The sequence below is a fragment of the Stieleria magnilauensis genome (genome assembly GCA_007753675.1).
GTDB lineage: Bacteria > Planctomycetota > Planctomycetia > Pirellulales > Pirellulaceae > Stieleria > Stieleria magnilauensis.
Window position 1 is genome coordinate 8,064,692 of the sequence record CP036432.1, and the last position, 21,643, is coordinate 8,086,334.

Annotated in this window: 18 protein-coding genes; 13 read left to right on the top strand and 5 right to left on the bottom strand. The window is 57.7% G+C overall.

From position 1 onward, the window contains the following. Positions 1-54: 54 nt before the first annotated feature. The 6 genes from TBK1r_RS29105 to TBK1r_RS29130 all read left to right on the top strand — a co-directional run bounded on the left by TBK1r_RS29105 (position 55) and on the right by TBK1r_RS29130 (position 6,301). Positions 55-1,569, top strand: a complete 1,515-nt coding sequence (locus TBK1r_RS29105; protein ID WP_145218532.1) for a DUF7133 domain-containing protein — start codon at positions 55-57, stop codon at positions 1,567-1,569. Between the two features lie 225 nt (positions 1,570-1,794). Then, on the top strand, positions 1,795-2,670 hold the full coding sequence (locus TBK1r_RS29110) for an alpha/beta hydrolase (protein ID WP_145218534.1): 876 nt from the start codon (positions 1,795-1,797) through the stop codon (positions 2,668-2,670). Between the two features lie 189 nt (positions 2,671-2,859). Beyond that, complete coding sequence (locus TBK1r_RS29115; RefSeq protein WP_419580496.1) at positions 2,860-3,516, top strand: hypothetical protein; 657 nt, start codon at positions 2,860-2,862, stop codon at positions 3,514-3,516. Between the two features lie 187 nt (positions 3,517-3,703). Further along, entirely contained in the window at positions 3,704-4,540 is an 837-nt protein-coding gene (locus TBK1r_RS29120; RefSeq protein WP_145218537.1) for a hypothetical protein, read from the top strand. Positions 4,541-4,792: 252 nt separating this feature from the next. Further along, the gene (locus TBK1r_RS29125) at positions 4,793-5,746 is read left to right on the top strand and encodes a VOC family protein (protein ID WP_419580497.1); all 954 of its coding nucleotides are present in this window, start codon (positions 4,793-4,795) and stop codon (positions 5,744-5,746) included. Between the two features lie 51 nt (positions 5,747-5,797). Continuing rightward, positions 5,798-6,301 carry a DUF1269 domain-containing protein gene (locus tag TBK1r_RS29130; protein ID WP_145218542.1) on the top strand — a complete coding sequence of 168 codons (504 nt, stop codon included), beginning with the start codon at positions 5,798-5,800 and terminating at the stop codon, positions 6,299-6,301. A 310-nt stretch (positions 6,302-6,611) separates the two neighbouring features. Here the strand turns inward: TBK1r_RS29130 and TBK1r_RS29135 are convergent, their stop codons facing one another. Then, positions 6,612-7,124, bottom strand: coding sequence for a ferritin (locus TBK1r_RS29135; RefSeq protein WP_372895356.1), 513 nt, complete (start codon positions 7,122-7,124; stop codon positions 6,612-6,614). Positions 7,125-7,710: 586 nt separating this feature from the next. Here TBK1r_RS29135 and TBK1r_RS29140 point away from each other — a divergent pair. Beyond that, positions 7,711-8,523: a ZIP family metal transporter gene (locus TBK1r_RS29140; RefSeq protein ID WP_145218546.1), complete on the top strand. Its 813-nt coding sequence runs from the start codon at positions 7,711-7,713 to the stop codon at positions 8,521-8,523. Between the two features lie 92 nt (positions 8,524-8,615). On the opposite strand, the gene TBK1r_RS29145 is transcribed toward TBK1r_RS29140, so the two are convergent. Next, positions 8,616-10,109, bottom strand: coding sequence for an arylsulfatase (locus tag TBK1r_RS29145; RefSeq protein WP_145218548.1), 1,494 nt, complete (start codon positions 10,107-10,109; stop codon positions 8,616-8,618). 76 nt (positions 10,110-10,185) lie between these two features. After that, positions 10,186-11,880: a sulfatase family protein gene (locus TBK1r_RS29150; protein ID WP_145218550.1), complete on the bottom strand. Its 1,695-nt coding sequence runs from the start codon at positions 11,878-11,880 to the stop codon at positions 10,186-10,188. A gap of 230 nt (positions 11,881-12,110) precedes the next feature. Here TBK1r_RS29150 and TBK1r_RS29155 point away from each other — a divergent pair, with 230 nt between their 5' ends. Beyond that, positions 12,111-13,457, top strand: coding sequence for an amidohydrolase (locus TBK1r_RS29155; protein ID WP_145218552.1), 1,347 nt, complete (start codon positions 12,111-12,113; stop codon positions 13,455-13,457). 40 nt (positions 13,458-13,497) lie between these two features. On the opposite strand, the gene TBK1r_RS29160 is transcribed toward TBK1r_RS29155, so the two are convergent. Next, the gene (locus tag TBK1r_RS29160) at positions 13,498-13,698 is read right to left on the bottom strand and encodes a hypothetical protein (protein ID WP_145218555.1); all 201 of its coding nucleotides are present in this window, start codon (positions 13,696-13,698) and stop codon (positions 13,498-13,500) included. A gap of 437 nt (positions 13,699-14,135) precedes the next feature. Between TBK1r_RS29160 and TBK1r_RS29165 the strand changes: the two genes are divergently transcribed. Continuing rightward, positions 14,136-15,584 carry an IS4 family transposase gene (locus TBK1r_RS29165; RefSeq protein ID WP_145211934.1) on the top strand — a complete coding sequence of 483 codons (1,449 nt, stop codon included), beginning with the start codon at positions 14,136-14,138 and terminating at the stop codon, positions 15,582-15,584. Between the two features lie 25 nt (positions 15,585-15,609). Here the strand turns inward: TBK1r_RS29165 and TBK1r_RS29170 are convergent, their stop codons facing one another. After that, positions 15,610-16,419, bottom strand: coding sequence for a hypothetical protein (locus tag TBK1r_RS29170; RefSeq protein WP_145218557.1), 810 nt, complete (start codon positions 16,417-16,419; stop codon positions 15,610-15,612). Between the two features lie 137 nt (positions 16,420-16,556). On the opposite strand from TBK1r_RS29170, the gene TBK1r_RS29175 reads away from it, so the two are divergent. The 4 genes from TBK1r_RS29175 to TBK1r_RS29190 all read left to right on the top strand — a co-directional run bounded on the left by TBK1r_RS29175 (position 16,557) and on the right by TBK1r_RS29190 (position 21,571). After that, positions 16,557-18,698, top strand: a complete 2,142-nt coding sequence (locus TBK1r_RS29175; RefSeq protein WP_145218559.1) for a CehA/McbA family metallohydrolase — start codon at positions 16,557-16,559, stop codon at positions 18,696-18,698. A 177-nt stretch (positions 18,699-18,875) separates the two neighbouring features. Beyond that, positions 18,876-19,748: a hypothetical protein gene (locus TBK1r_RS29180; RefSeq protein ID WP_145218561.1), complete on the top strand. Its 873-nt coding sequence runs from the start codon at positions 18,876-18,878 to the stop codon at positions 19,746-19,748. A gap of 22 nt (positions 19,749-19,770) precedes the next feature. Then, positions 19,771-20,358 (top strand): hypothetical protein, encoded by a 588-nt coding sequence (locus tag TBK1r_RS29185; protein ID WP_145218563.1) that lies wholly within the window; start codon positions 19,771-19,773, stop codon positions 20,356-20,358. Positions 20,359-20,488: 130 nt separating this feature from the next. Then, positions 20,489-21,571: a hypothetical protein gene (locus TBK1r_RS29190; RefSeq protein WP_145218565.1), complete on the top strand. Its 1,083-nt coding sequence runs from the start codon at positions 20,489-20,491 to the stop codon at positions 21,569-21,571. The last annotated feature ends 72 nt before the right edge of the window (positions 21,572-21,643 follow it).

Sequence of the window (21,643 nt, forward strand, 5' to 3'; positions counted from 1 at the left end):
ATCCCCCGGAATGAGTCACGCGACTACGAAGCAATGATCAATCACCGAAGCTCAATGCGTCTTACAACATCCCTCATCGTCATCTTCGCCCTCATCCTTTCCGCGGCCCCATCGACGCGCGCCCAAACATTGGGTGAATACTGGGACACGGCCGAAGAGGAATCCAAGTACTACAAGATCGTCGAGATCCCGATGCCCGAAGGCACGGCGATCGAAGCGGGCAGCTTTGAAGTCCTGCCCGACGATCGGTTGGCCATCGGGACCCGCCGCGGTGACATCTTTTTGGTCGAGGGCGCGTTCGACGATTACCCGCAACCAACCTACAAACGCTTTGCCAGCGGGCTCGATGAAGTCCTCGGGATGTCGTTCAAGGACGACGCGTTCTACATCACCCAACAAACCGAAGTCACGAAGATCACCGACGAAAATGGTGACGGACTGGCGGACCGTTTTCGAACCCTTAGCGACGCCTGGGGATTCCGCAACTATCACGAATTCGCCTTCGGCTCGAAACTGGATCCCGAAGGAAACATCTGGGTCGCACTGTGTCTTTCCAAATCCTATCAGTCCGATGAACCGTTTCGCGGCTGGTGTGTGAAGGTCACTCCGGATGGAAAAACGATTCCGATTTGCAGCGGCATTCGCAGCCCCTGCGGGATCGGTCCCAACGAACACGGCGTGATGTTCTACGCCGAAAGCCAAGGACCGTGGAACGGATCGTGCAGCTTGAAGGTCTTGGAGCCGGGAGGGTTCATGGGGCATCCGGCGAGTTTTCGCTGGTACGACTTGGCGGAAAATCTGGAAAAGCCCAAGGTGGAACCGAACACGCCGTCGCGGTTGATGATCGAACGAGCCAGAGTCAAAGAGTTGGTGCCGTACGCGGTCGTGTTTCCGTACATCAAGATGGGGCGATCGATCTCAGGCTTCATGGTCGATCGCACCGGCGGCAAATTTGGGCCTTTCGAAAATCAGATCTTTGTCGGCGATTTCAGCCTGAGTGTCGTGATGCGAGCAACGACCGAGAAGATCAATGGGGTCTGGCAAGGCGCCTGCTACCCGTTCCGCGAAGGACTGGCGACCGGATTGTTGGCGTGTCAGTTCACTCCGCAAGGCGACTTGATCGTCGGCGGCACCAACCGCGGTTGGCCCGTGCGCGGCCCGCGAGAATTTGCCATCCAACGAATCGACTGGACCGGGATCGTCCCCTTCGAAATCAAGCAACTCAATGCGTTGCCGGATGGGTTTCGTGTGACGTTCACCAAACCTGTCGACCCCAAGATCGCGTCGCAACCGGAATCCTACCAGCTGGCGACCTACACCCACCTCTATCGACAAGGTTACGGCAGCCCCGAAGTCGACCAGACGACACCCACGGTGACCGAGGCGACCGTGTCCGACGACGGTCTGGCCGTTCAGCTCAAGATCGATGGATTGGTCCAGGGGCACGTCCATGATTTTGACCTGTCCCCGATCCGATCAGCCGAAGGCGGAAAGCTGGTCCACACCAAGGCGTACTACACGCTCAATGAAATCCCCAAGCGGCCCAGCGACGTGACGGCGATGAAGTAGCGGAGGAGGTAGGAAGATTTTGGAGGTAGGAAGATTTTGTGTCGTGCCACGACTCATCGTTTTCTCAATTTTCTTACCTCCGAAATCTTCCTACCTCCATACGGATCCCCAGCCTCATACCGTTTTGTCATCCTTTCATTCCGCCTCATCGTTCTTCATGATCCCGCACCTCGTCCCGATCACGCCTGTACCTCCCCGCGACGAAATCACCAAGGGCCGTCTGACATGCACACACGTGACCTGATCAGCAGCGAGGAAACGTGGGAGTTCGGTCATCACGATCGGTACGTCCGATCCTGGTTCGATCCCGATGTGCAGCCATCCTCTCATCCGCGAGAGATCGTGTTGGGAGTCGTGCATGGTTTGGGGGACCATTCGGGACGATTCGATGCTTTGGGACGTTGGTTTGCCGGTCGAGGGATCCGCGTGTTTGCTTTTGACCAGGTTGGACACGGCAAGAGCCCGGGACCGCGGATGCGGATCCCCAGCTACGACGCACTGTTGGACGACGTCGAGATCTTTTTGAATCGTCTCAGGCAGCGGCATCCCGACGCATCGATCGGTCTGTTGGGGCAGAGCATGGGAGGCAACTTTGTGCTCAACCATCAGCTTCGGCAGTATTCCAAGGTGGAGTGGATGATTGCGGGATCGCCGATGTTGCGTTCGATGAAGCAGCCGGGACCGATCTACCTGTCTCTATTGCGTTTGTTCGCGAAAGTTCGCCCGGACCACGTGTTGAACACGCCCGTCGATCCGACCCAGCTCAGTCGTGACCCCGCCGTGCAACGAGCCTTTCTCGACGATCCGCTCGTGCAGCAACGGATCAGTCTCCGTCTCGGCCGGGACTTGATCGACTCCGGCCGTTGGGCGCTCGATCACGCCGACCAACTCACCACGCCCACCCTGATCACCCACGGCGACGCCGACCAGATCACCTGCCATCAAGCCTCCGTCGAATTCGCCCAGCGATCCGGAGGCCGCGCGATCACAAAGATTTGGGCACAAGGAAGGCACGACCTGCATCACGACATCATCCGTGAAGACTATCTCAGCAGTCTGTACGACTGGATCGTCGCCGAAGTAGCGAGTCGAGGCAGGTAGTCGCGCTCCCTGCCGCTAACGGTAGCACGCCGGAAGGTGTTAGCGGAACGGCGCGAGCCGTCCGGTATTAGCGTAAAAGACCGGAGGGCTCGCGCCCTGCCGCTAAAACCTTGTTGTTCGCATCGCAGGCCTGCCGTCGCCTTGATGGTTGTAAGGGCAATCGGTGACGCGACGAGGAACACGGGCACAATGAACTCTCCAGTGAAAACGCTCCTGCGGCGAATCCATCAGCTCCATCAAGGCGCGGACCCGCCATCCGCCACCGACCCGATGCCGTCTTTGCGACTGAGTCGATTCGATGCGGTCAGTTCGTTCTTGTCCGCCTTGATGATCTTTCTCAGCGCGATGGTGTCGATGTTGTTCCTGCTGTGGTGGTTGGCAAGCGGTCCAGCCACGCAACCCGGGATGCAGATTGAGCGGACGCTGACCAGCGCCAGTCCGATCGGTTTTGCCCAAGACTTCGAACCGCCGGCGGCGTTCGGAGGCGGCGACAACGCGATCGAATCCGCCTCCCATTTGGCGACGCAACCCGTCCGTCACGTCAATCGCCAACCCGGCACCGAGCAGCGATTGTATTTTTCTTGGAAACGCACCAACCCATTTGCCCAGTTCGATCGCCAACTTCTGGCGGCGGCCAACATTCCCACCGCGGGGCGGAACGTCGTCCGATTCCTACCACGCGACCTCGAAGAAATATTGGCGTCGATGGAGAAGGGATTTTGCGAAAACAATGGCAAGTCGTTCCCGGGCGACATCGCCAAAACCACGTTCCAGAGCGACGCGACGGAAAACGGATTTGCGTTCCAGGTCGTCAATCAACGGTATCGGTCCGACCCTGATCGGTGAGCCGCCGAGTGATCCGGGAGAAGCAGACGATCGCGGAGAAGTCGAGCGATGCCCGTCCGCGGGCGGCTTCGGCACCCGTTGTAGACGATGTGTCTGTTTTGGGTTATGCTGAGGCTTGGTTTTCGCACGTTGATCGACAAACCGCATGCTCGTCTTCCGCCCACCGTCGTTCAAGGGAGTTGTGTTGATGTTTCGTCTGTTGGGAACGTTCTTTGTCATCGGTGTCGTGTCCGTTGCAGTCGCACCCGCCCAAGACGCTGCGGTGCCCGGTCAGGAAACGAACGAACGCAGCCAGCGATTGTTTGATCGATTTGATCAGACCGCAAAAGAATTGGAAATCCAGTCGCAGGACGGCCAAGTCTATCAGTGGCAAAGCAACCCACTGTTCCGGTTCAGTTCCGAAGGCAATGTTTTTGGCAGTGTCTTCGTTTGGAAAACGCCCTCCAAGCAACTGGCCTTGATCGGAACAATCGGGTCGATTCCCATCAATCAGCAAGATTACGAGTTCGTTGAACTACACCTGTTACGGCCGACACCGATCGTTCCAATGGCCGTCGGCCGGGCGCCGCGAAAACGGTGGATGCCGGAGGTCGATACACTTGAGTTGAAAACGGTGCCGTCCGGTCCAGCGGTTTCGGCCGATGCCGGACGACGATTGGTTCAGATGCGCGGCATGGCTCGTCAATTCAAGGCCGAGATGATTCATAACGGCCAGACGAACCATCTGCGATTGCTCCCGCAGCCGCTGTTCCGCTACGAGGATTCGACGGCGGAGTTTGACGGCGCCCTGTTCGCGTTTGTTTGGGACAACGGGACGGACCCAGAGCTGCTGCTCCGTTTTGAAATTCAAAGGGAAGGCGACAAGAGTGTCTGGACGTATCAAGCGGTCCGTTTCACGTGGCGGCAATTGCGGTTATTGCATCGGGGCGAGACGGTGTGGCAGGCCGAAGAATTCCTGGAACGGGACCGCGTCGAGCAACGTACGCCCTACCTGACCGGACTGACGGACGTCATTCCGCAGTGAAGGATTGGGGACGGGAGCACGACTTTAGTTCATCGTGACACACTCGCGTCGTGTTTCGGTGTAGGTCAGGCTGTGCCTGACGGCTCCTCGGCATGCATAGATCCACGGTCGCTGGAACGCGTCAAACCACCGTCTGGCGACGGTGGCTACAACGTTTCGGGACAGAGCCTAGCATTCTGGTCCGGAATGGGGGACGATGGATACAGCGAAACGAGGTTGTTTCGCGATGATCTAAACGCCAGGAGCGGATTGATGACAGTAGTCCCTCGCATCGTAGGCTTCTCGTTGTTGCTGACAAGCTTGGCTGTGGCGCAGACCGCGCCCGAGCCCGCAGACTCAGTATCGACCGATTGGATCCAAAAGTTCGACGGTGATTGGACAACGATTTCTCGTTCACCCGATCAGTCGGTGACCTACAAGGGATCGATGACGTCGCGTCGGATCGGCGACCGTTGGGTCGTCAACGAGTTTCGGACGAACATGGGCGGATTTCATTGTCACGCCCAGCAGACGCTCGGTGTTGACCAAAAGAGAAACGTGTTCACCGCGACTTGGGTCGACAATGCACTCGACTTCAAGTGGGACTACGAAGGAACGCTAGATGAAACGCAGAAACAGCTGGTCTTCGTCGCTGAAGGGCCCAGCATGTCCGTCAAGGGAGCGACGGCTCGTTTCCGAGAAATCTACGAGTTCCGTCATGCGGATCGGATCGCAACCACGTCCCAAATCCTCACCGACGATGGAAACTGGAAGACGTTCATGTCGGGCGAGATGATTCGCAAGCAGCCCGATGCCCCGATCGTGAAACCGAGCGCAGCGCCGCTACTGATGTTCGAAGGCGAAGCGGAACGGGCGATGAAGTTCTACGTTTCGGTCTTTCCCGACAGTGGCATCGAAAAGGTCTTAAAATATGTCGAAGGCGAAAACGGCAAGGCGGGTTCGATCAAACATGCGGCGTTTCGCGTCGCCGGGACCAGGCTGCTTTGTATCGACAGCCCCGTCGATCACCAATTCGAATTCACGCCGTCGGTTTCTCTTTTCGTGGACTGTGAAAGCAAGCAACAGGTTGAATCAATTTTTAAGAAACTTGCTGACGGCGGAAACGTTTTGATGCCGTTGGATGACTACGGTTTCAGTACCCGGTTTGGATGGGTGACGGACTCGTTCGGCGTGTCCTGGCAATTGAATTTTGGCGAATTGAAGTGAATCGGGTTAAATGGTGATGTAGGGCGTCTGCCGCAAACGGGGAGAGCAATCATGTCCAAATGTTTGATCGCCGAATACAAAACGCACGCTGCTGCGAAAGTCGGGCTGGAAGAGCTCGAACAAGAACACTACACGTTAAAACACATCTCGGTGGTCTCCAGTTCCACCGATCCGGCCGCGGTGCACCTCAGTGAGCTTCATGAGGAGCACGAGCACGGTTCGGGCAAGCATGGACCCGACGGGCGGAGCACCTCGTTGGGAATGCTGATCGGAGGGACGGTTGCCGCTCCGATCGCGGCCGGCACCTTGGTCGGGCCGTTCATCATGGCGGGACCTTTGGTGGGAATGGCGATCGGCGCCGCCATCGGCAGTCTGCTCGGCGTGATGGATCGCTGGGGTGTCGACCACGACGTCAGCTCCGACTACGCAGCCCGCGTGGAATCGGGATCGGTGCTGGTCATTGTGCACGATGTCGACAACAAAGCTCTCAACCACGCCGAGAAAGTGCTCAAAGCAACCGACCCCAAGACCTTGGAGAGATACGAGATGGACTAGTATTCCGTCTCAGCTCAATTTTCAGGTAGTGGACGAGGCGACGAGTCCTCGGCGTTTTCGGGTAGTGGACGAGGCGACGAGTCCTCGGCGTTTTCAGGTAGTGGACGAGGCGACGAGTCCTCGGCATTTTCGGGTAGTGGACGAGGCGACGAGTCCTCTACATTTTCGGGTAGTGGACGAGGCGACGAGTCCTCTGCAGTCGGCATCTCGGCAAGGACTCGTCGCCTCGTCCACGACCGCCTACCCGAAACGCAAGGTGACAAGGAGGACTAGCTTTATTCGTCGCCGACGTCGTCACGACGCTCGGCGATCACTGGGGTGAAGTGTCCATCGGCAAGTTGCGTTGGCCCAATGCGTTGTCGAAATCTAAAACGGCCGCGGGATCATCGGCGATCATCTTGATCCGCGCCAAGTTCGTCCGGGCGGTTTTTTCTTCTTCCACTTGTTCGGTCACGAACCATTGAAGTTCGACCAGCGACGCGAATGCCTTTTGTTCCATCGCCATGTGGAACAGCTCGTCGATCCGTTTGGTGTTTGCCTGTTCCTGCTGCAACGCACACTCGAAAATCTCGACGATCGAATGGAACGTCTCCCGCGGCGCGTCGAGCGGTGACAGTTTGACTTCAACGTCGCGATCGAGCAGGAATTCGTAGATCTTCATCGCGTGTGTGTACTCTTCCTGAGCTTGTGCACGAAGCCAGCCCGCACAACCGGAAAGTTGTTCGCGAGAACACCAGGCACTCATCGCCAGGTAAGAATACCAGGACTCAAATTCCGAGGCGATTTGTCCGTTTAAGGCGTCGTTGATTTGTTGATTTGACATTTGTGAGGGGCCTTTCGTGTGAATGGGGTAACGACCTGTTGATTTGATTCGATGCTCCTCGGTCAACGCGCTGGCATCAGACGCTTGCGGGCTTCCATCAACAGGTCGATCACCGAGGTCGCTAAGCATCGGTTTTCGCAGCGCCGCCGCGTTCTGTCGAGTCCCGGTGCCGGAGAAGGGCTCGCAACGGGCTGGAACACCTGCGTTCGGCGGTTTGTCGATCGCAGACCAGCGGGGACGCTCAACGAGCAAGCGTCCGCGCTCGGGCAGCCGCGTCCATCGGTTTTTCCCCCCTGTATGTACCCTCCTAGTAGTCTAGCGCAGCTCAATTTCCAGGTAGTGGACGAGGCGACGAGTCCCCTGTCGTCGGCATCCTCTGTCGTCGGCACCTCGGCCGTAGCGAGCGATCCTACGTGCGAAACGTTGGCGCGCCGTTTGCAATTGTCGTTGTCCAACGCGATGGTCACGCGATCAGCGACGTACGGCCATTGGCGAAAAGCATTGAAGACAGGAAGTCTTGCGACGTCTGGCGGTGAGTCTGCCGCCGGTTCTCGCATGACTCACATTTTTCAGCGGTGGCGAACGCATGCTCGACTGGTTCAACGATCTCGACCCGATTCTGCAATCGCTCCTCGCCGGTGGTTTCACCTGGCTGCTGACGGCCGTGGGGGCGTCGCTGGTGTTTGGTCTGGTGCGAGTCCATCGATCGCTGTTTGATGCCATGCTGGGGTTGGCCGGCGGTGTGATGTTGGCCGCCAGCTATTGGAGTCTGCTTGCGCCGTCGATCGAAGTCGCGGGCGAATTGGGATGGCCGAGCTGGTTTCCCGCCGCCGTCGGCTTTTTACTCGGCGGCCTCTTCTTGTATGGGCTCGATCGAACGCTTCCACACTTGCATCGCGGCTTGCCCGATGCGTCGGCCGAAGGCGTCAAGACGGCTTGGCAGAGAAGCGTGCTGCTCATCCTTGCGATAACGCTGCACAACATTCCTGAAGGCCTCGCCGTGGGCGTTGCGTTCGGGAGCGCGGGGAGTGACCTTTCCATCGCCAGCATCGGTAGCGCGACGGCGTTGGCGTTTGGCATCGGTTTGCAGAACATTCCCGAGGGCCTCGCCGTGGCGGTCCCACTGCGCGGGGAAGGCATGAGTCGCACCAAATCGTGGCTGCTCGGTCAAGCCTCGGCCTTGGTCGAACCGATCTCGGCCGTGATCGGGGCAGCGGTCGTTGTCTACGCCGCACCGGTGCTGCCCTTCGCGCTCAGCTTCGCCGCGGGCGCGATGGTCTATGTCGTCGTCGAAGAGTTGATTCCGGAAACTCAACAAGAAGGCAATGAGGATCTCGCGACGCTGTTTCTGATGATCGGCTTTGTCGTGATGATGATACTCGATGTCTCTCTGGGCTAAGCCCAAGTCTTCAAGACAAGCGTCCCTGCAGTCGGCCGTTCTGATCAGAATGAATGTCACGTGAGGCGGGATCTTGATCCCACTTGCCTTCGCTACAGTGCTGGCGGCGTCCAGTCGGGGATTCCTTTCTCGGCCAACTGTTTTTCGTAACGCACTTTTTGTGGCTGTTGCTCGGCATAGGGGGCATCTTCGTTGACCATCAACGGCACCGTCTCGGCCCACCACTGGTCGTATGCCTTGCGCAATTCCGCGATGACTTCGGGGTGATCTGCCGCGACGTCCTTCGCTTCATAGGGATCCACCGAGATGTCGTACAGTTCCTCGTTGTTGACGAACCGCCAACGCTGCGTCCGGACGGCACAGTTTTGGAACTTGCTGTTATTGGGGTCATCACCCTTTTCCCAGCGACCTCGATGGACGAACAGCTTGCGATCCGGCCACGGGGCTTTGGGGTTTTCCAAGAGCGGAATCAACGATCGTCCGTCGATCGCTTGAACACCGTCGGGGATCGAGACGCCGGCGAGCGCGCAAAACGTCTTGTATAGATCGATGTGCGCGGTCAGCGCCGGGATGTCGACGCCTTCACCCAGTTTTCCCTTCCAACGCCAAAACGCCGGCACATGGGTTCCTCCTTCATATGGTGAACCCTTCCCGGTTTTGAAACCGGCCGTGAAGACGGGTTCGACCTTGCCGTTCTTCTTGGCGGTGCGTCCGGCTTGGCCATTGTCGGTCATGAAAATCACCAGCGTGTCGTCCCACAGGTCCCACTGGTCGAGCTTGTCCATCAAGATGCCGAAGTTGTCGTCGATGTTCTCGATCATCCCGTAGCGGCCTTGCAGATTTTGATCCCAGCCCAATTCGCGGAATCGCTTTTTGTACTTCTGCGGTGCGAGCATCGGTCCGTGCGGCGCGTTGGTGGTGATGTAGGCAAAGAACGGCGTATTGGATTCGTGTTGGTGTTTGATGAAGCCGAGTGCCGCTTGAAAAAACACGTCGGTGCAGAACCCTTTGGTTTGCACGATGGTGTCGTTGTGCAGGATGACGTTGTCAAAGTACTTTCCGTTGGCGACTCGATTGGGCGGGAAATCGGCGCAACTGCCGGTATACGCTTGTCCGATCCCGCCGGCTCCATGAATGAAGGTCTCGCTGAAGCCGCGGTTGTAGGGCTGGTAGGCATCTTCATCGCCCAGGTGCCACTTGCCGAAAATCCCGGTCGCGTACCCCGATTCTCGCAACAGCTGCGGAAACGTCGTCGTCGACAGCGCCATTCGCTCGCGTTCTTTGATCGTGTGCGTGACGCCGTTGCGAAATTCATGGCGGCCGCTGAAGATCGCCGATCGGGTCGGGGCACAGGTCGGGCTGACGTGGAAATCAGTGAACCGAGTCGAGATCGAATGGAACCGATCCAGATGGGGCGTCCGCAAAAGCTGGTTCCCCATGCAGGACAGATCGCCCATCCCCTGGTCGTCGGTCATCACCAAGATGATATTCGGTCGCGAGCCGGCAAGTGATTCCGCGGGCAACCGGGCTGCGAACAGGCAACCGACAAGAACGCTCAGTAGGCAAAGGGAAAACCGGATCTTCATCGTTGGACATTGGGGGTGCGAGCAAGGTGCGGATCAGAGCAGAAGATTCTACCCACGGTGGGTTCTCAACGCCAATTCACTTGCCTTGGTACGTCCGAATGTTCCGCTGGCCGGCCGCCAGTTCTTCCAGTCGCCGCTGGAGATACTGGTGTGAAATCTCGCGTGCCTTCGCCTGGTCCGCGTCGTCATAGTCCCAGAACTCTTGCACGATCGCTTCGCACGCCGGGTAATGCGACCCGTCATCACCGACACGCTGACGGGTCTCAGCCAGCTGAGATTTCAGCTTCGCGGCCAATTTCGCGTGCTCGGGATCATGGTACAGGTTGCGCGTTTCATGGGGATCGTTGACCAGGTCGTACAGCTCCCAACCGGCGGGCGTCTGGTAACCGCCGTCGTAATTGCAGCCATAGTAATAGATCAATTTGTGCGTCTTGGTACGAATGCCCATGTGGCCGGGGTTGTCGTGATGGGCCATGTGCATCCAGTAGCGGTAGTAGGCCGCCTGCTTCCAATCGTCGGGCTCTTCGCCGGATTCCAGCATGGATTTGAACGAGCGACCTTGGACGGTTGCGGGGATTTCAGCGCCGGCGAACTCCAGCATCGTGGGACCGTAATCGACGTTTTCGACGATCGTGTCGAAACGTTGACCGGCGGGAACAGTTTTGGGGTAGCGAACCAGGAAGGGCATCCGCTGGGATTCCTCGTACATCCAACGTTTGTCTTGGTAGTCGTGTTCGCCAAGCATGAAGCCTTGATCGCCGGTGTAAATGATGACGGTGTTGTCCATCTGGCCCGTCTTTTCAAGGTGATCGAACAGTCGCCCCAGGTTGTCATCGATGCCTTTGACGCAGCGCAGGAATTTCTTCAGGTACGCGTTGTACGCCAGTCGTGTGTTTTGCTCGTCGGAGTAATCCGCCGGGTCATAGCCCTTGGGGAATTCGTTGGGATACAACTTGGGCAAATCCAGCAGGTAGGATCGACGTGGGTTACGCGACCCGATCGACGTGCCGATGTGGGGAACCAGCTCGTCGTTGTCGCCGCGTGTCGCCAGGGATCCGAACGACTCGCCACGATTCCACAGCGTTTCGGGTTCGGGAATATCGACATCGGCCAAATAGGATTCGTAACGCGCCGCATTGTCAAAGTAATCGTGCGGCGCCTTGTAGTGATGCATCAAGAAAAACGGTTTGTCTTCGTCGCTGCGTTGGGAAAGCCACTTCAGTGACAGGTCGGTGATCGCATCGGTGACATGTTTGTCTTGAAAACTGATCAGGTTCTTGCCCCACGGCTTGTCGCCCCGCACGCGAAAATCAGGGTTGTGGTATTTCCCCTGTCCGGGCAGGACGCAGTAGTAGTCAAAGTCGGCCGGCTCGGCTTTCAGGTGCCACTTGCCGATCATGGCGGTTTCGTAACCCGCCTTGCGCATTTCAATGGCCAGCATCTGCTTGCCCGGTTCAACACTGCCGCTCAGGTCGAACGATCCGTTGACGTGGTTGTATTGACCGGTCAGCACGCAGGCCCGCGACGGCGAACAGATCGAATTGGTGCAGAACGCGTTGGTGAACAGTGCGCCTTCCTCGGCCAGACGGTCGATGTTGGGCGTCGGAGCGATCTCGGCCAGGCGGCTGCCGTACGCGGAGATCGCGTGTGCCGCATGGTCGTCCGACATGATGTACAAGATGTTCGGACGCTCGGCAGCGTCTCCATCCCGGACCACCAAACAGAAAACCAACAAGAAACAAAGCAAGCACGCAACGGGGCGAAGGGTCATGATCAAATCAAACGTGGGGGAGATCGAGTGGGGTGTGATTCAAGTGGTCAAACCGGCCACGCAGTATAATGCAGCCACTGACGATGATCACCGCTCGTGATCAGATTGTGGGCGATGTCGAGAAAGTCCCTTGCCGATCGTTGCCAACGCACGCCCGAATCAAAACAATTTTGCGCAACCGGGATCGCAGTGATCCCCCCCAGCGTTGTTCATCAACCGGAGTCTAGCCGATGAAACCGACCTGCCTGATGCTCTTGTTGCTCGCGATCCTGGTCCCGCCGAGAGCGTTCGCCGAGGACTTACGACAGTCGGTCCGCGCCGACTATGAAACGCATCTGGCAGATCTGTTCGATCACTTTCACCGCAATCCCGAGTTGTCGTTGGTCGAATACAAGACCGCGGCCAGGATGGCGCGGGAGATGCGCGCCGTCGGGTTTGATGTCACCGAAGGCGTCGGAGGCACGGGAGTCGTCGCGCTGCTGCGCAACGGCGAGGGGCCGACGGTGATGATGCGGGCCGACATGGACGGATTGCCCGTCGAAGAAAAATCGGGACTTCCCAACGCGTCCAAAGTGACCCAGCAGAGCCCGATCACCGGTGAGGTGGTTCCCGTGATGCATGCCTGTGGTCATGACGTACATATGACCAGCCTAGTCGGGACGGCACGCTACATGTCCGCTCACCGCGATGCCTGGCAAGGCACGTTGATGTTGATCATGCAACCGGCCGAAGAGCGTGTGATGGGCGCCCGTGCGATGAAACAAGATCGATTGTGGGAACGTTTCGGCGTCCCCGATTATGCACTCGCGTTCCACGTCACCTCACGCGACCGATCCGGATTGATCAATGTTACCGAAGGCAGCCCGTATGCCGGTTCCGACACGGTCGACATCGTCGTCCACGGTATCGGGGCGCATGGCGCGAGCCCGCACCGGGGAAAAGATCCCATCGTCCTGGGCAGCCAAATCGTGTTGACGCTACAAACTCTGGTTTCCCGCGAGATCGCGCCGCGTGTTCCGGGGGTGGTGACGGTCGGTTCCTTTCATTCCGGAACGAAACACAACATCATCTCCGACAGAGCACATCTTCAGCTGACCGTCCGTAGCACCAGTCCGGAAACACGCAAGACGCTGTTGGATGGCATCCGCAGAATCGCAACCAACATGGGACGCGTGGCGGGGTTACCGGAAGACAAGTTGCCCGAAGTCACCGTGTCCAAAGAAGGTGTACCGCCGACAAACAACACGCCCGAACTGGCGCGGCGACTGCGAGCCGCATGGCAGAAAAACATTGGCGAAGATCAAGTCATCGACGAACCGTCCAAAGGGATGGGGGCCGAAGATTTCCCAATCTTCACCAGCGATCCGACGATCCCGTCGGTCTATTGGTCTGTCGGTGGTACCCCGCAATCCGCCTTCGACACCGAAGCAGCCGGCGGCGACGCGGTGCCGAGTCACCACTCGCCACTGTTCAAGATCGAATCCCGGCCGGCTGTCATTCGCGGCGTCGAATCCACCGTCGTTGCGCTGATGACGCTGATGGGCGGCGACGAAGGCAGCGCCCGAAAGCGCGAATGATTCGTTCGCACGAATGATGCGATGGCCGCGTTGCAGCCGACTACTCCATTTCTCCGTCGCTGATCACCGCATCATCGACGCTTCTGGCAATCGTGATGGCGTCCTTGATCGACTGTTTCAGGTATTTCGTGTTGTCGCCGTCGGCGGCTCGTCCGCTGGCGATGTAGGCGGAATAAATCTGAGCCGCGGCCTGCACGATGACGCTCTCGCTGTGTTGCAACGTGATGTGCTTCTTCGCCATGTCTGAGGGGTCCTTTAGATAAATGTCTCGGGTGGAGAGTTCAGTGAATCGCGTCAGTCTATCACAGGACCAGCGCTTCGATTGGCTCGACCGTTAACAACAAGCACCCCGATTGTTGTTCATTGAGAGCGATCGCGAACCGAGTATCCCGGAGGGTTGACAGCGAGTAGCCGGAGGTCAGCGCAGCGCTTAGGTTTGACCACATCTTTTTGTTTGCCGGCGGATGTGTCGAGTTGGCGCGGCTGTGAAACCAATTGTTGATCTTTGTAAATGAGTCAAGCTTGGTAAGGTTGATCTGGTAATTTGGCGATGCCTGGAGTTTTTTCCCTGTGGGAACCGTGGCGTGGAACACACGCTGCGATTGATTCGCGACGGCGGGTTGAGATGGTTGCTGGTGACGGAATGGCTACCAGCACTCGTATCACGGAAGGCCCCCCATGGTTTTGCCCCTGCAAACATTTGGACAAGTCAACTTTGCCAACGCTCAACTCGGCGACAAACGTAGAACAAATCGTCTCGTACAACTTGCTGACTCAATGGCTCGACGACCAAGTGGAACATTGCCACAGAAATTCAATAGCCCCAAAGACCTCAGGGCTTTCTACCGGTTGATGGACCGTGACCAGGTGACGCATGAGGCAATTCTCGCATCTCATCGTGAGGCAACCTGGCACAAGATCAAGCAAATCAGAGGCCCAGTCCTGATTCTTCATGATGCCACCGAGCTGGATTTTACCAATCACAAGTCACTTTCCGATGACATGGGCCAAATTGGCAACGGCAATCGCCGTGGGTACATCGCGCAAAACAGCTTGGCCGTGAACCCGAAAACACGGCAAGTAATTGGATTGTGCAATCAGGTTTTGCACCATCGGGAGGATGCTCCCAAAGACGAACTGACCGCTCAGAAACGCAAGCGTGAATCACGAGAGAGTCGATTGTGGTTGCGCGGTGCCGATCCACTGGCTAACAGCGAGAAACTCGTTGATGTTTGTGATCGAGGAGCTGACACGTTCGAGTTCCTCGAACATGAATTGGCCAGCGGCCGTAGGTTCGTCATTCGTGCCTCTCATAATCGGGCGATCATTCCTGGACATGGCGATCAAGGCAGTAGCGATCAAGCCTGTTACCTTCGCAACTATGCTGCCAGCCTTCCGCCAGCAGGACACTGGACGTTATCGGTAACGAGCAAAGTCGACAAGAAAGTACGGGTTCGCAAAGGCAAAAAGAAATCAGCCAATCGACGGGCTCGTGAGGCGAAGATGGCTGTCTCATTTGCCCCGGTTCAAATCAAACCACCCGCGAAGAAACTAGGAGAACACGGCAACGATCCGCTTGCCGTCTGGGTTGTTCGAGTCTGGGAAGAAGATCCGCCCGCCGGAGAAGAGCGTCTGGAATGGTTTTTGATTACAAACCAACCCGTACTTGATTTTGAAGATGCCTATCAGGTTGTCGGTTGGTACGAATGTCGCTGGATCATTGAAGAGTATCACAAAGGGATGAAAACAGGATGTAGCATTGAGAGCCCGCAATTCACTAGCGAAGAACGTTTGCAGCCAGCGATCGCTTTGATTTCAGTGGTGGCGTTGACTCTGCTGCAAATGCGTGATGCCAGTCGTCGTTGGGACGCAAAGAAACGCAAAGCGACCGAAGTTATCTGCAGCGACTACGTGAGTGTGCTGAGCGCTTGGCGACATGGCCAAATCAAACCCGACTGGTCAATTCACGATTTCTTCTATGCACTGGCGAGACTCGGCGGTCATCAGAACCGCAAATCCGATCACCCACCGGGATGGCAAACGATTTGGCGAGGCTGGAACGACCTCCAAGCGATGCTCTGCGGCGTTGACGCAATGAAGATTGTAAAAAGATGTGGTCAAACCTAAGGCGCAGCGCCACCTCCGGGAAGCATCAGTTGGCGGATTGTGATTTGATCACCAGGTAGGGCTGGTCGGGCCGGTTGACGGCCGGCCACGGCGGGGCCAGCTTCGGAACGTCCCAGATCAACTCGTCGTTTCGGTGCACGATAAAGCGGAGGCTGTTCTGTCGGCCCAGTCCATAATGCCATTGTGTTTGACCGTCTCGCTGGCGGGCTTCGAGCAACAACAGCACTTCCGGGTTGTTCGTGCTGCCTTGACAGAACGCGAACATCGCCCCGTCGACGATGCCCCGTTTTTCGCTTTGGTACCGGTAGATCGGTTTCGGCAAGCGGCGCAAATTCCAGGTCGACGTCGGATCGGAGCGATCTTCCGCTTGGGCGACGAATTGTTCCGCGATCGCGTGCATCTGTCTGGATCGCTGAAACGGGCGATCACTCGGCGCGGGGGCATCGGCAAGCAACTTCATCTCAAGCCCCTTTCCGGTCGACCAGGCCGTCGCTCCGTAGCGTGTCATCGTCAACTCCGACTCGCTGAGTGATTGCAGTTCGGTCGCCTGGTGCGTGTGCGGAGAGAACCATTTGTAAATCGACGCGATCGCTTCGGGGCGGCCGTCCAGCGTCCAAATGTAAACGTCGCCATAAATTTGACCGGAGACCGGATTGGTCCAACGCAACAGCGGTTCGGTTTCCCATTTCAGCTTTTGCGAGCCCTGGAACAGTTCCAACGCTTTCGCTTCCACCTTGGCCAGTTCGATCGCCCGTTTGGCCTGGTCCTCTGACGCTTCTTGGGCCACGCCCCAACATGAAATCAAACACGACATCATGACACAGAAAGCACGCATGGTTCACCTGCATGGAACGAGGGAGGTTTGCGTTGCGGTGTTCCGATACCGTTCCGCAATGGGGAAGCCGTCACGATAAGACGTGGTGTCTATCGCGTCAAGCAAAATGAAGTGAAGCGGGTGGGATCCGAGGTCGAATGGCGTCTACAATCAAGGGTGCTGAGATTCCTGGACTCTTTTGGGCGATTGAATTGAGAAACATCATCATTATCTCGCTGAGCATTCTCCATTGGCTTTCGATCGCGTCGATTTGGGCCGGTGATCGGTCGCCTGTTGTGATCGAAGAGGCGTTGCAGCACGTTCGGGCCACTGCAGAACGCGAATGGGCGTGGTTTCCCGAGAACGCTCCCACGCAACGCTTCGAACGAGAATTCGAATCGACCGCCAACGCTGAAGCCTGGACGCTCACACTGCGTCAGCAGAATGTCAAACAGGCTTGGGACGTCCGGCTCAACGGGACGTCACTGGGGAGACTCGTTCGCGACGAGAATGACATGCGGGTCGACTTCCCGGTCCCACCGGGCAGCGTGATCGACGGCAAGAATCGGTTGGAGATTCGCCAAAATGGATCGGACGCCGATGACATTCGGATCGGGGAAGTCCGGCTTTATCCGATTTCGGCGGAGACACGTCGCAATCGCGCCCAGGTCGAGATCTCGCTGGTGGATCCCGCTGGTGCCCCGATGCCCGGACGAATCACGATCACCGATCAAGCGGGCGCGTTGATTCCCGTCGGTGCCGTGTCCAACCACGATAGGGCCGTTCGCCAGGGTGTGGTCTACACGCTCAGCGGCAAAGTTGCCTTCGGTGTCGCGCCTGGTCAATATCGCATCGTTGCCACCCGAGGATTCGAATACTCGTTGGCGGACGTGACGATTCAACCGACGGCGGGACAACGGATCACGAAAACATTGGTGTTGTCACGCCAGGTCGATACACGCGGCTGGGTCGCATGCGACACCCACGTGCATACGGTCACGCATTCCGGGCACGGTGACTGCACCATCGAAGAGCGGATGGTGACGTTGGCCGGCGAAGGCATCGAGTTGCCGATCGCGACCGATCACAACAAAGCCATCGATTACCGGCCGATCGCCGAGTCGATGGGCGCGGACGCCTACTTCACGCCTGTCATCGGTGATGAATGCACTACGAAACAAGGCCATTTCAACATCTTTCCGATCCGTCCCGACAGCGAGCTGCCCGATCATACGCAAACCGATTGGAAATCATTGCTGGCCGACATCGCGTCGACGCCCGATGTCAAAGTCGCGATCTTGAATCACGCACGCGACATTCACAGCGGATTTCGCCCCTTCTCGCCGGCCCGCCACAACCGTTTGACCGGCGAACGACTGGACGGAAAAGCGTTGGATTTTAACGCGATGGAGATCATCAATTCGGGAGCGGTGCAAACCGAGACGTTGGAATTGTTCCACGATTGGTGCGGCTTGATCAATCGTGGACTGGACGTGACCCCGGTCGGTTGCAGTGATTCGCACGATGTCGCTCGTTTCATCGTCGGTCAAGGCAGGACCTACATTCGCTGTGACGATGCAGACCCTGGGCAGATCAACGTCGCCGACGCGATCGACGCGTTCGTTCAAGGACGTGTGATTGTCAGCTATGGCTTGATGGTGAATTTAACGGTCCACGACGACTCGGAGCCGGGGGATCTGGTTTCGCTGGATCCTGATCAGGGAGACCTGGTGGTGACCGCTCGGGTGACGGGACCGGCGTGGACACGCGCCGATTCGATCGCGTTGTACGTTTGCGGCCGCGAGAGGTTTCGCCACACGGTCGCTGCTCCGCCGGACCGCGAAACCGCAGTCGATGCGAGTGTCACTTGGCGTCTGCCACGTTCCGAGTGCGGGCACGATCTGTGGTTGACTGCCGTGGCCACCGGTCCCGGCATCACCGATCCCTCCTGGGCGACGGCGCTGCCCTACCAGCCCACGTCCCCCTCGTTTTCCCCCACCGTCTTCAGCTCCACGGGCGCGATTCGCGTTGATGGTGATGGAGACGGAACATTCACATCGTCACTGGAGTATGCGCGGCAGATCGTCCGGCGGCACGCGGGGGACGCCGCCGGATTGCTGAATCGGTTGCGTTCCAGCGATCCAAGCGTGATCCATCACGTCGCGTCGCTGTTGCGGACGTCCGCTGATGCGCTCGCGGAATTGGAGTCTTTGGCCCAGGGGGATGTGGCCAAGGCGTTGAGTGAAGCTCGCCGGGCTGACCGCATGTCCGTCGTCGCCAAGCTTGAAGGCGTCCAATAGCCGGTCCAGGGGACGACTGTCCCTTTCCAATCACTTCAGAGACTCGTAGGATCAGGTGGATCGCATTTTTGAACCGCATTCGATTGGTTTTGGCGCCCCGGTGGCGGCAAGAATTTGCCAGAATAACCGAATCGTCTCCCGCCAAGCCGCGCTCTTCACGTGAAGGACAAAACTGAAATGTCTAATTTTGTCGATCCCCAGACTCCAGGTAGCGAACCGCAAGTGCAGAGTTCCGGATCCGGCAACGGCTGTCTGTGGGGCTGCTTGATCGCAGGCGGATTGTTCATCGGATCGATCCTGTGCGCCGGATTCGGCGGCTATTGGCTGATCAGTAGCCAGATCGCCAAATACACATCAGACACGCCGGTTGACCTGCCGACCGTCGAATACTCCGAAGAAGAACTCGCCAAATTGGATGCGCGGGTCGAATCGTTTCGAGAGAAACTTGATGCCGGGGAGACGCCCGAAGAAGACCTGGTGCTGACCGCCGATGACATCAACGCACTGATCAGCAAGAACGAAGACCTCAAGGGAAAGGTCTACGTCAAGATCGAGAACAATCAGGTCGAAGGGGACGTGAGTATTCCGTTGGATAAACTGCCGATGGGCAAGGGACGCTACTTCAACGGATCAGCGACCTTCGACGTCTCGATGGACGGCGGCGTGCTGATCGTCACCGTCGACCAAGCAGAACTCAACGGCGAACCGGTGCCCGAAGAATTCATGCAGGCGATGCGGCAAGAGAACTTGGCCAAAGACGTCTACAAGGACCCCGAAAACGCCAAGTTCATGAGCCGGTTCGAAGACATCCGCGTCGAAGACGATAAGTTCATCCTGCGCGTCAAACGCGGTGGCGAAGGCGGTGTCCAGACCAACCCGATGGTCGAGCCCGCTGACGAAGCCACCCCAGACGAAGCCACCCCAGACGAAGTTTCCGAGGTGGAGCCCGCTGAGGCAGCTACCGGCGAATCGGAAACCAGCGACGCCGAAGCCGAGACCGCCGAAGCCGAAACCGACGAAGCCGAGACCGCCGAGGCGGCGAGCGAGTAGTCTCGCGGGAGCAAGTCACGCGATGGGAGAGAATGAATTCGAGGGTTCGCGAGCCGAATTCCTACAGATGTTGGCCGAGCAAGGTGAGGAGCCCGCGTTCATCACCCGCCATCGACGTCTCGATGCGGCGATGGAGCAGTTGCGTTGGGCGTGCCGGACGCATCGGCAGACCTTGTTACGCGGTCCGCGATTGCATCTCCGAAAGATCGCGTCGATGATTCGCGGTGACTGGTCCAAGCTGTCTCCGTGTCTCGCCTCGCCAAGTCAATGGCGCGTCTTCGCCTCGCTTCATGAAGAATGGAATCGGAATTCGCCGACTCCTGCCTGGGCCAACCAGGGGCTTTGGTTCGACAGACTCGACCGGCCGTTGCGAGAGCTTCGTCGGTCCGTGGATCGATTCAACCGTGATTGGCAAAGCCATCTAGACACGTTTGATTTGAAGCCGATCAACCAGATGATCGCCGGCTTCAACGACTACTACGTCTTGGAAAAAGCCTGTGCCTTCGGAAGCGAGGATATCGCGAGTCGGGGCTTCGATCCGGTTCCGCCCGTGACCCCGCAGTCCTTGTTGGATGAATTTCCGCTGGTCGAATTGCCGGCGCTTCGGTAATACTACATCCCCCGTCCGGCTTTCGTCTCGCCGACGTCCCTTGCCCGGGTTTCGTCTTGTTATACTCCCTGCTTTTCCCCAAAACAGCAGTTTTGATTCCTCAAGGCGGGCGAGACGGATGATGAAAACAATGGAGCGTTCCCCTGTGCTCCCAGCAATGTTGTTGGCGGTTGGGTTCGCCATCGGTTGCCACAGCAGTCACGCGGACGGCCCACCCCAGGTCAATGTCACGAATATCCGCCGCGTCTTTCATAACGGCGAGCACAATGCGTTCACGGATCTGGTGCGTTTTCGTGGTAAGTATTACCTCACGTTTCGTAGCTGCCCCGATGGGCATATGGTGCATCCGACCGCTTCGGTCATCATCTTGGCAAGCGACGACGCCAAAGAGTGGCATCAAGTCCACCAGTTCAGTGTCAAGCATCGTGACACACGCGACCCGCACTTTCTGGTGTTCCAAGACAAGTTGTTCGTCTACACCGGCACTTGGTACAGCGGCGAAACAACGATCCCGGTCAGCGATTACGATCTCAACATGCACCTCGGCTATGCCGCATGGAGCGAGGACGGCCGCAACTGGCACAGTCCCGTTCTGCTGGAGGGGACGTTTGGGCATTACATTTGGCGTGCCAATACCTTTGACGGAAAAGCATTCTTGTGCGGTCGCAGAAAAGCTAAGTTCGAAGCCGGTCCACGCGGCGAAGGCAAGATCGTTGAGTCGTTGATGTTGGAGAGCGACGACGGATTGATCTGGCGCAAACGGGCAATCTTTCAAGAAGTCCGCGGTGACGAAACGGCGTTTCTGTTCGAACGTGACGGAAGCGTGATCGCCGTAGGGCGGCGGGGCAGCGACACGGCGCAGCTTCTGCGTTCCAAACCACCCTACCAACAATGGGATCGTCGTGAATTGGATCGTTACATCGGCGGTCCGCTGATCGTGCGGTGGGGCGATCGCTATGTCGTCGGTGGCCGCAAGTCGATCGGCGGCAAAGGTCCCAAGACGTCGATGTGTTGGCTGATCGATGATGAGTTGCACGAATTCGCCGAGCTTCCCAGTGGAGGCGACAACTCCTACCCCGGCTTTATTGAATTGAGTCCGACGGTAGCGATCATGTCGTGGTATTCGTCTCACGAAAACGACGACGACGGCAATCCGATCACCGCGATCTATCTGGCCGACCTGGAAATTGCTCCGGTTCAGAGCCCGGAATGAGAACAAGTGGGATAGGCTTCCAGCCTGTCATTGCAGCATGGTCGATCTGACAGGCTGGAAGCCTATCCCACC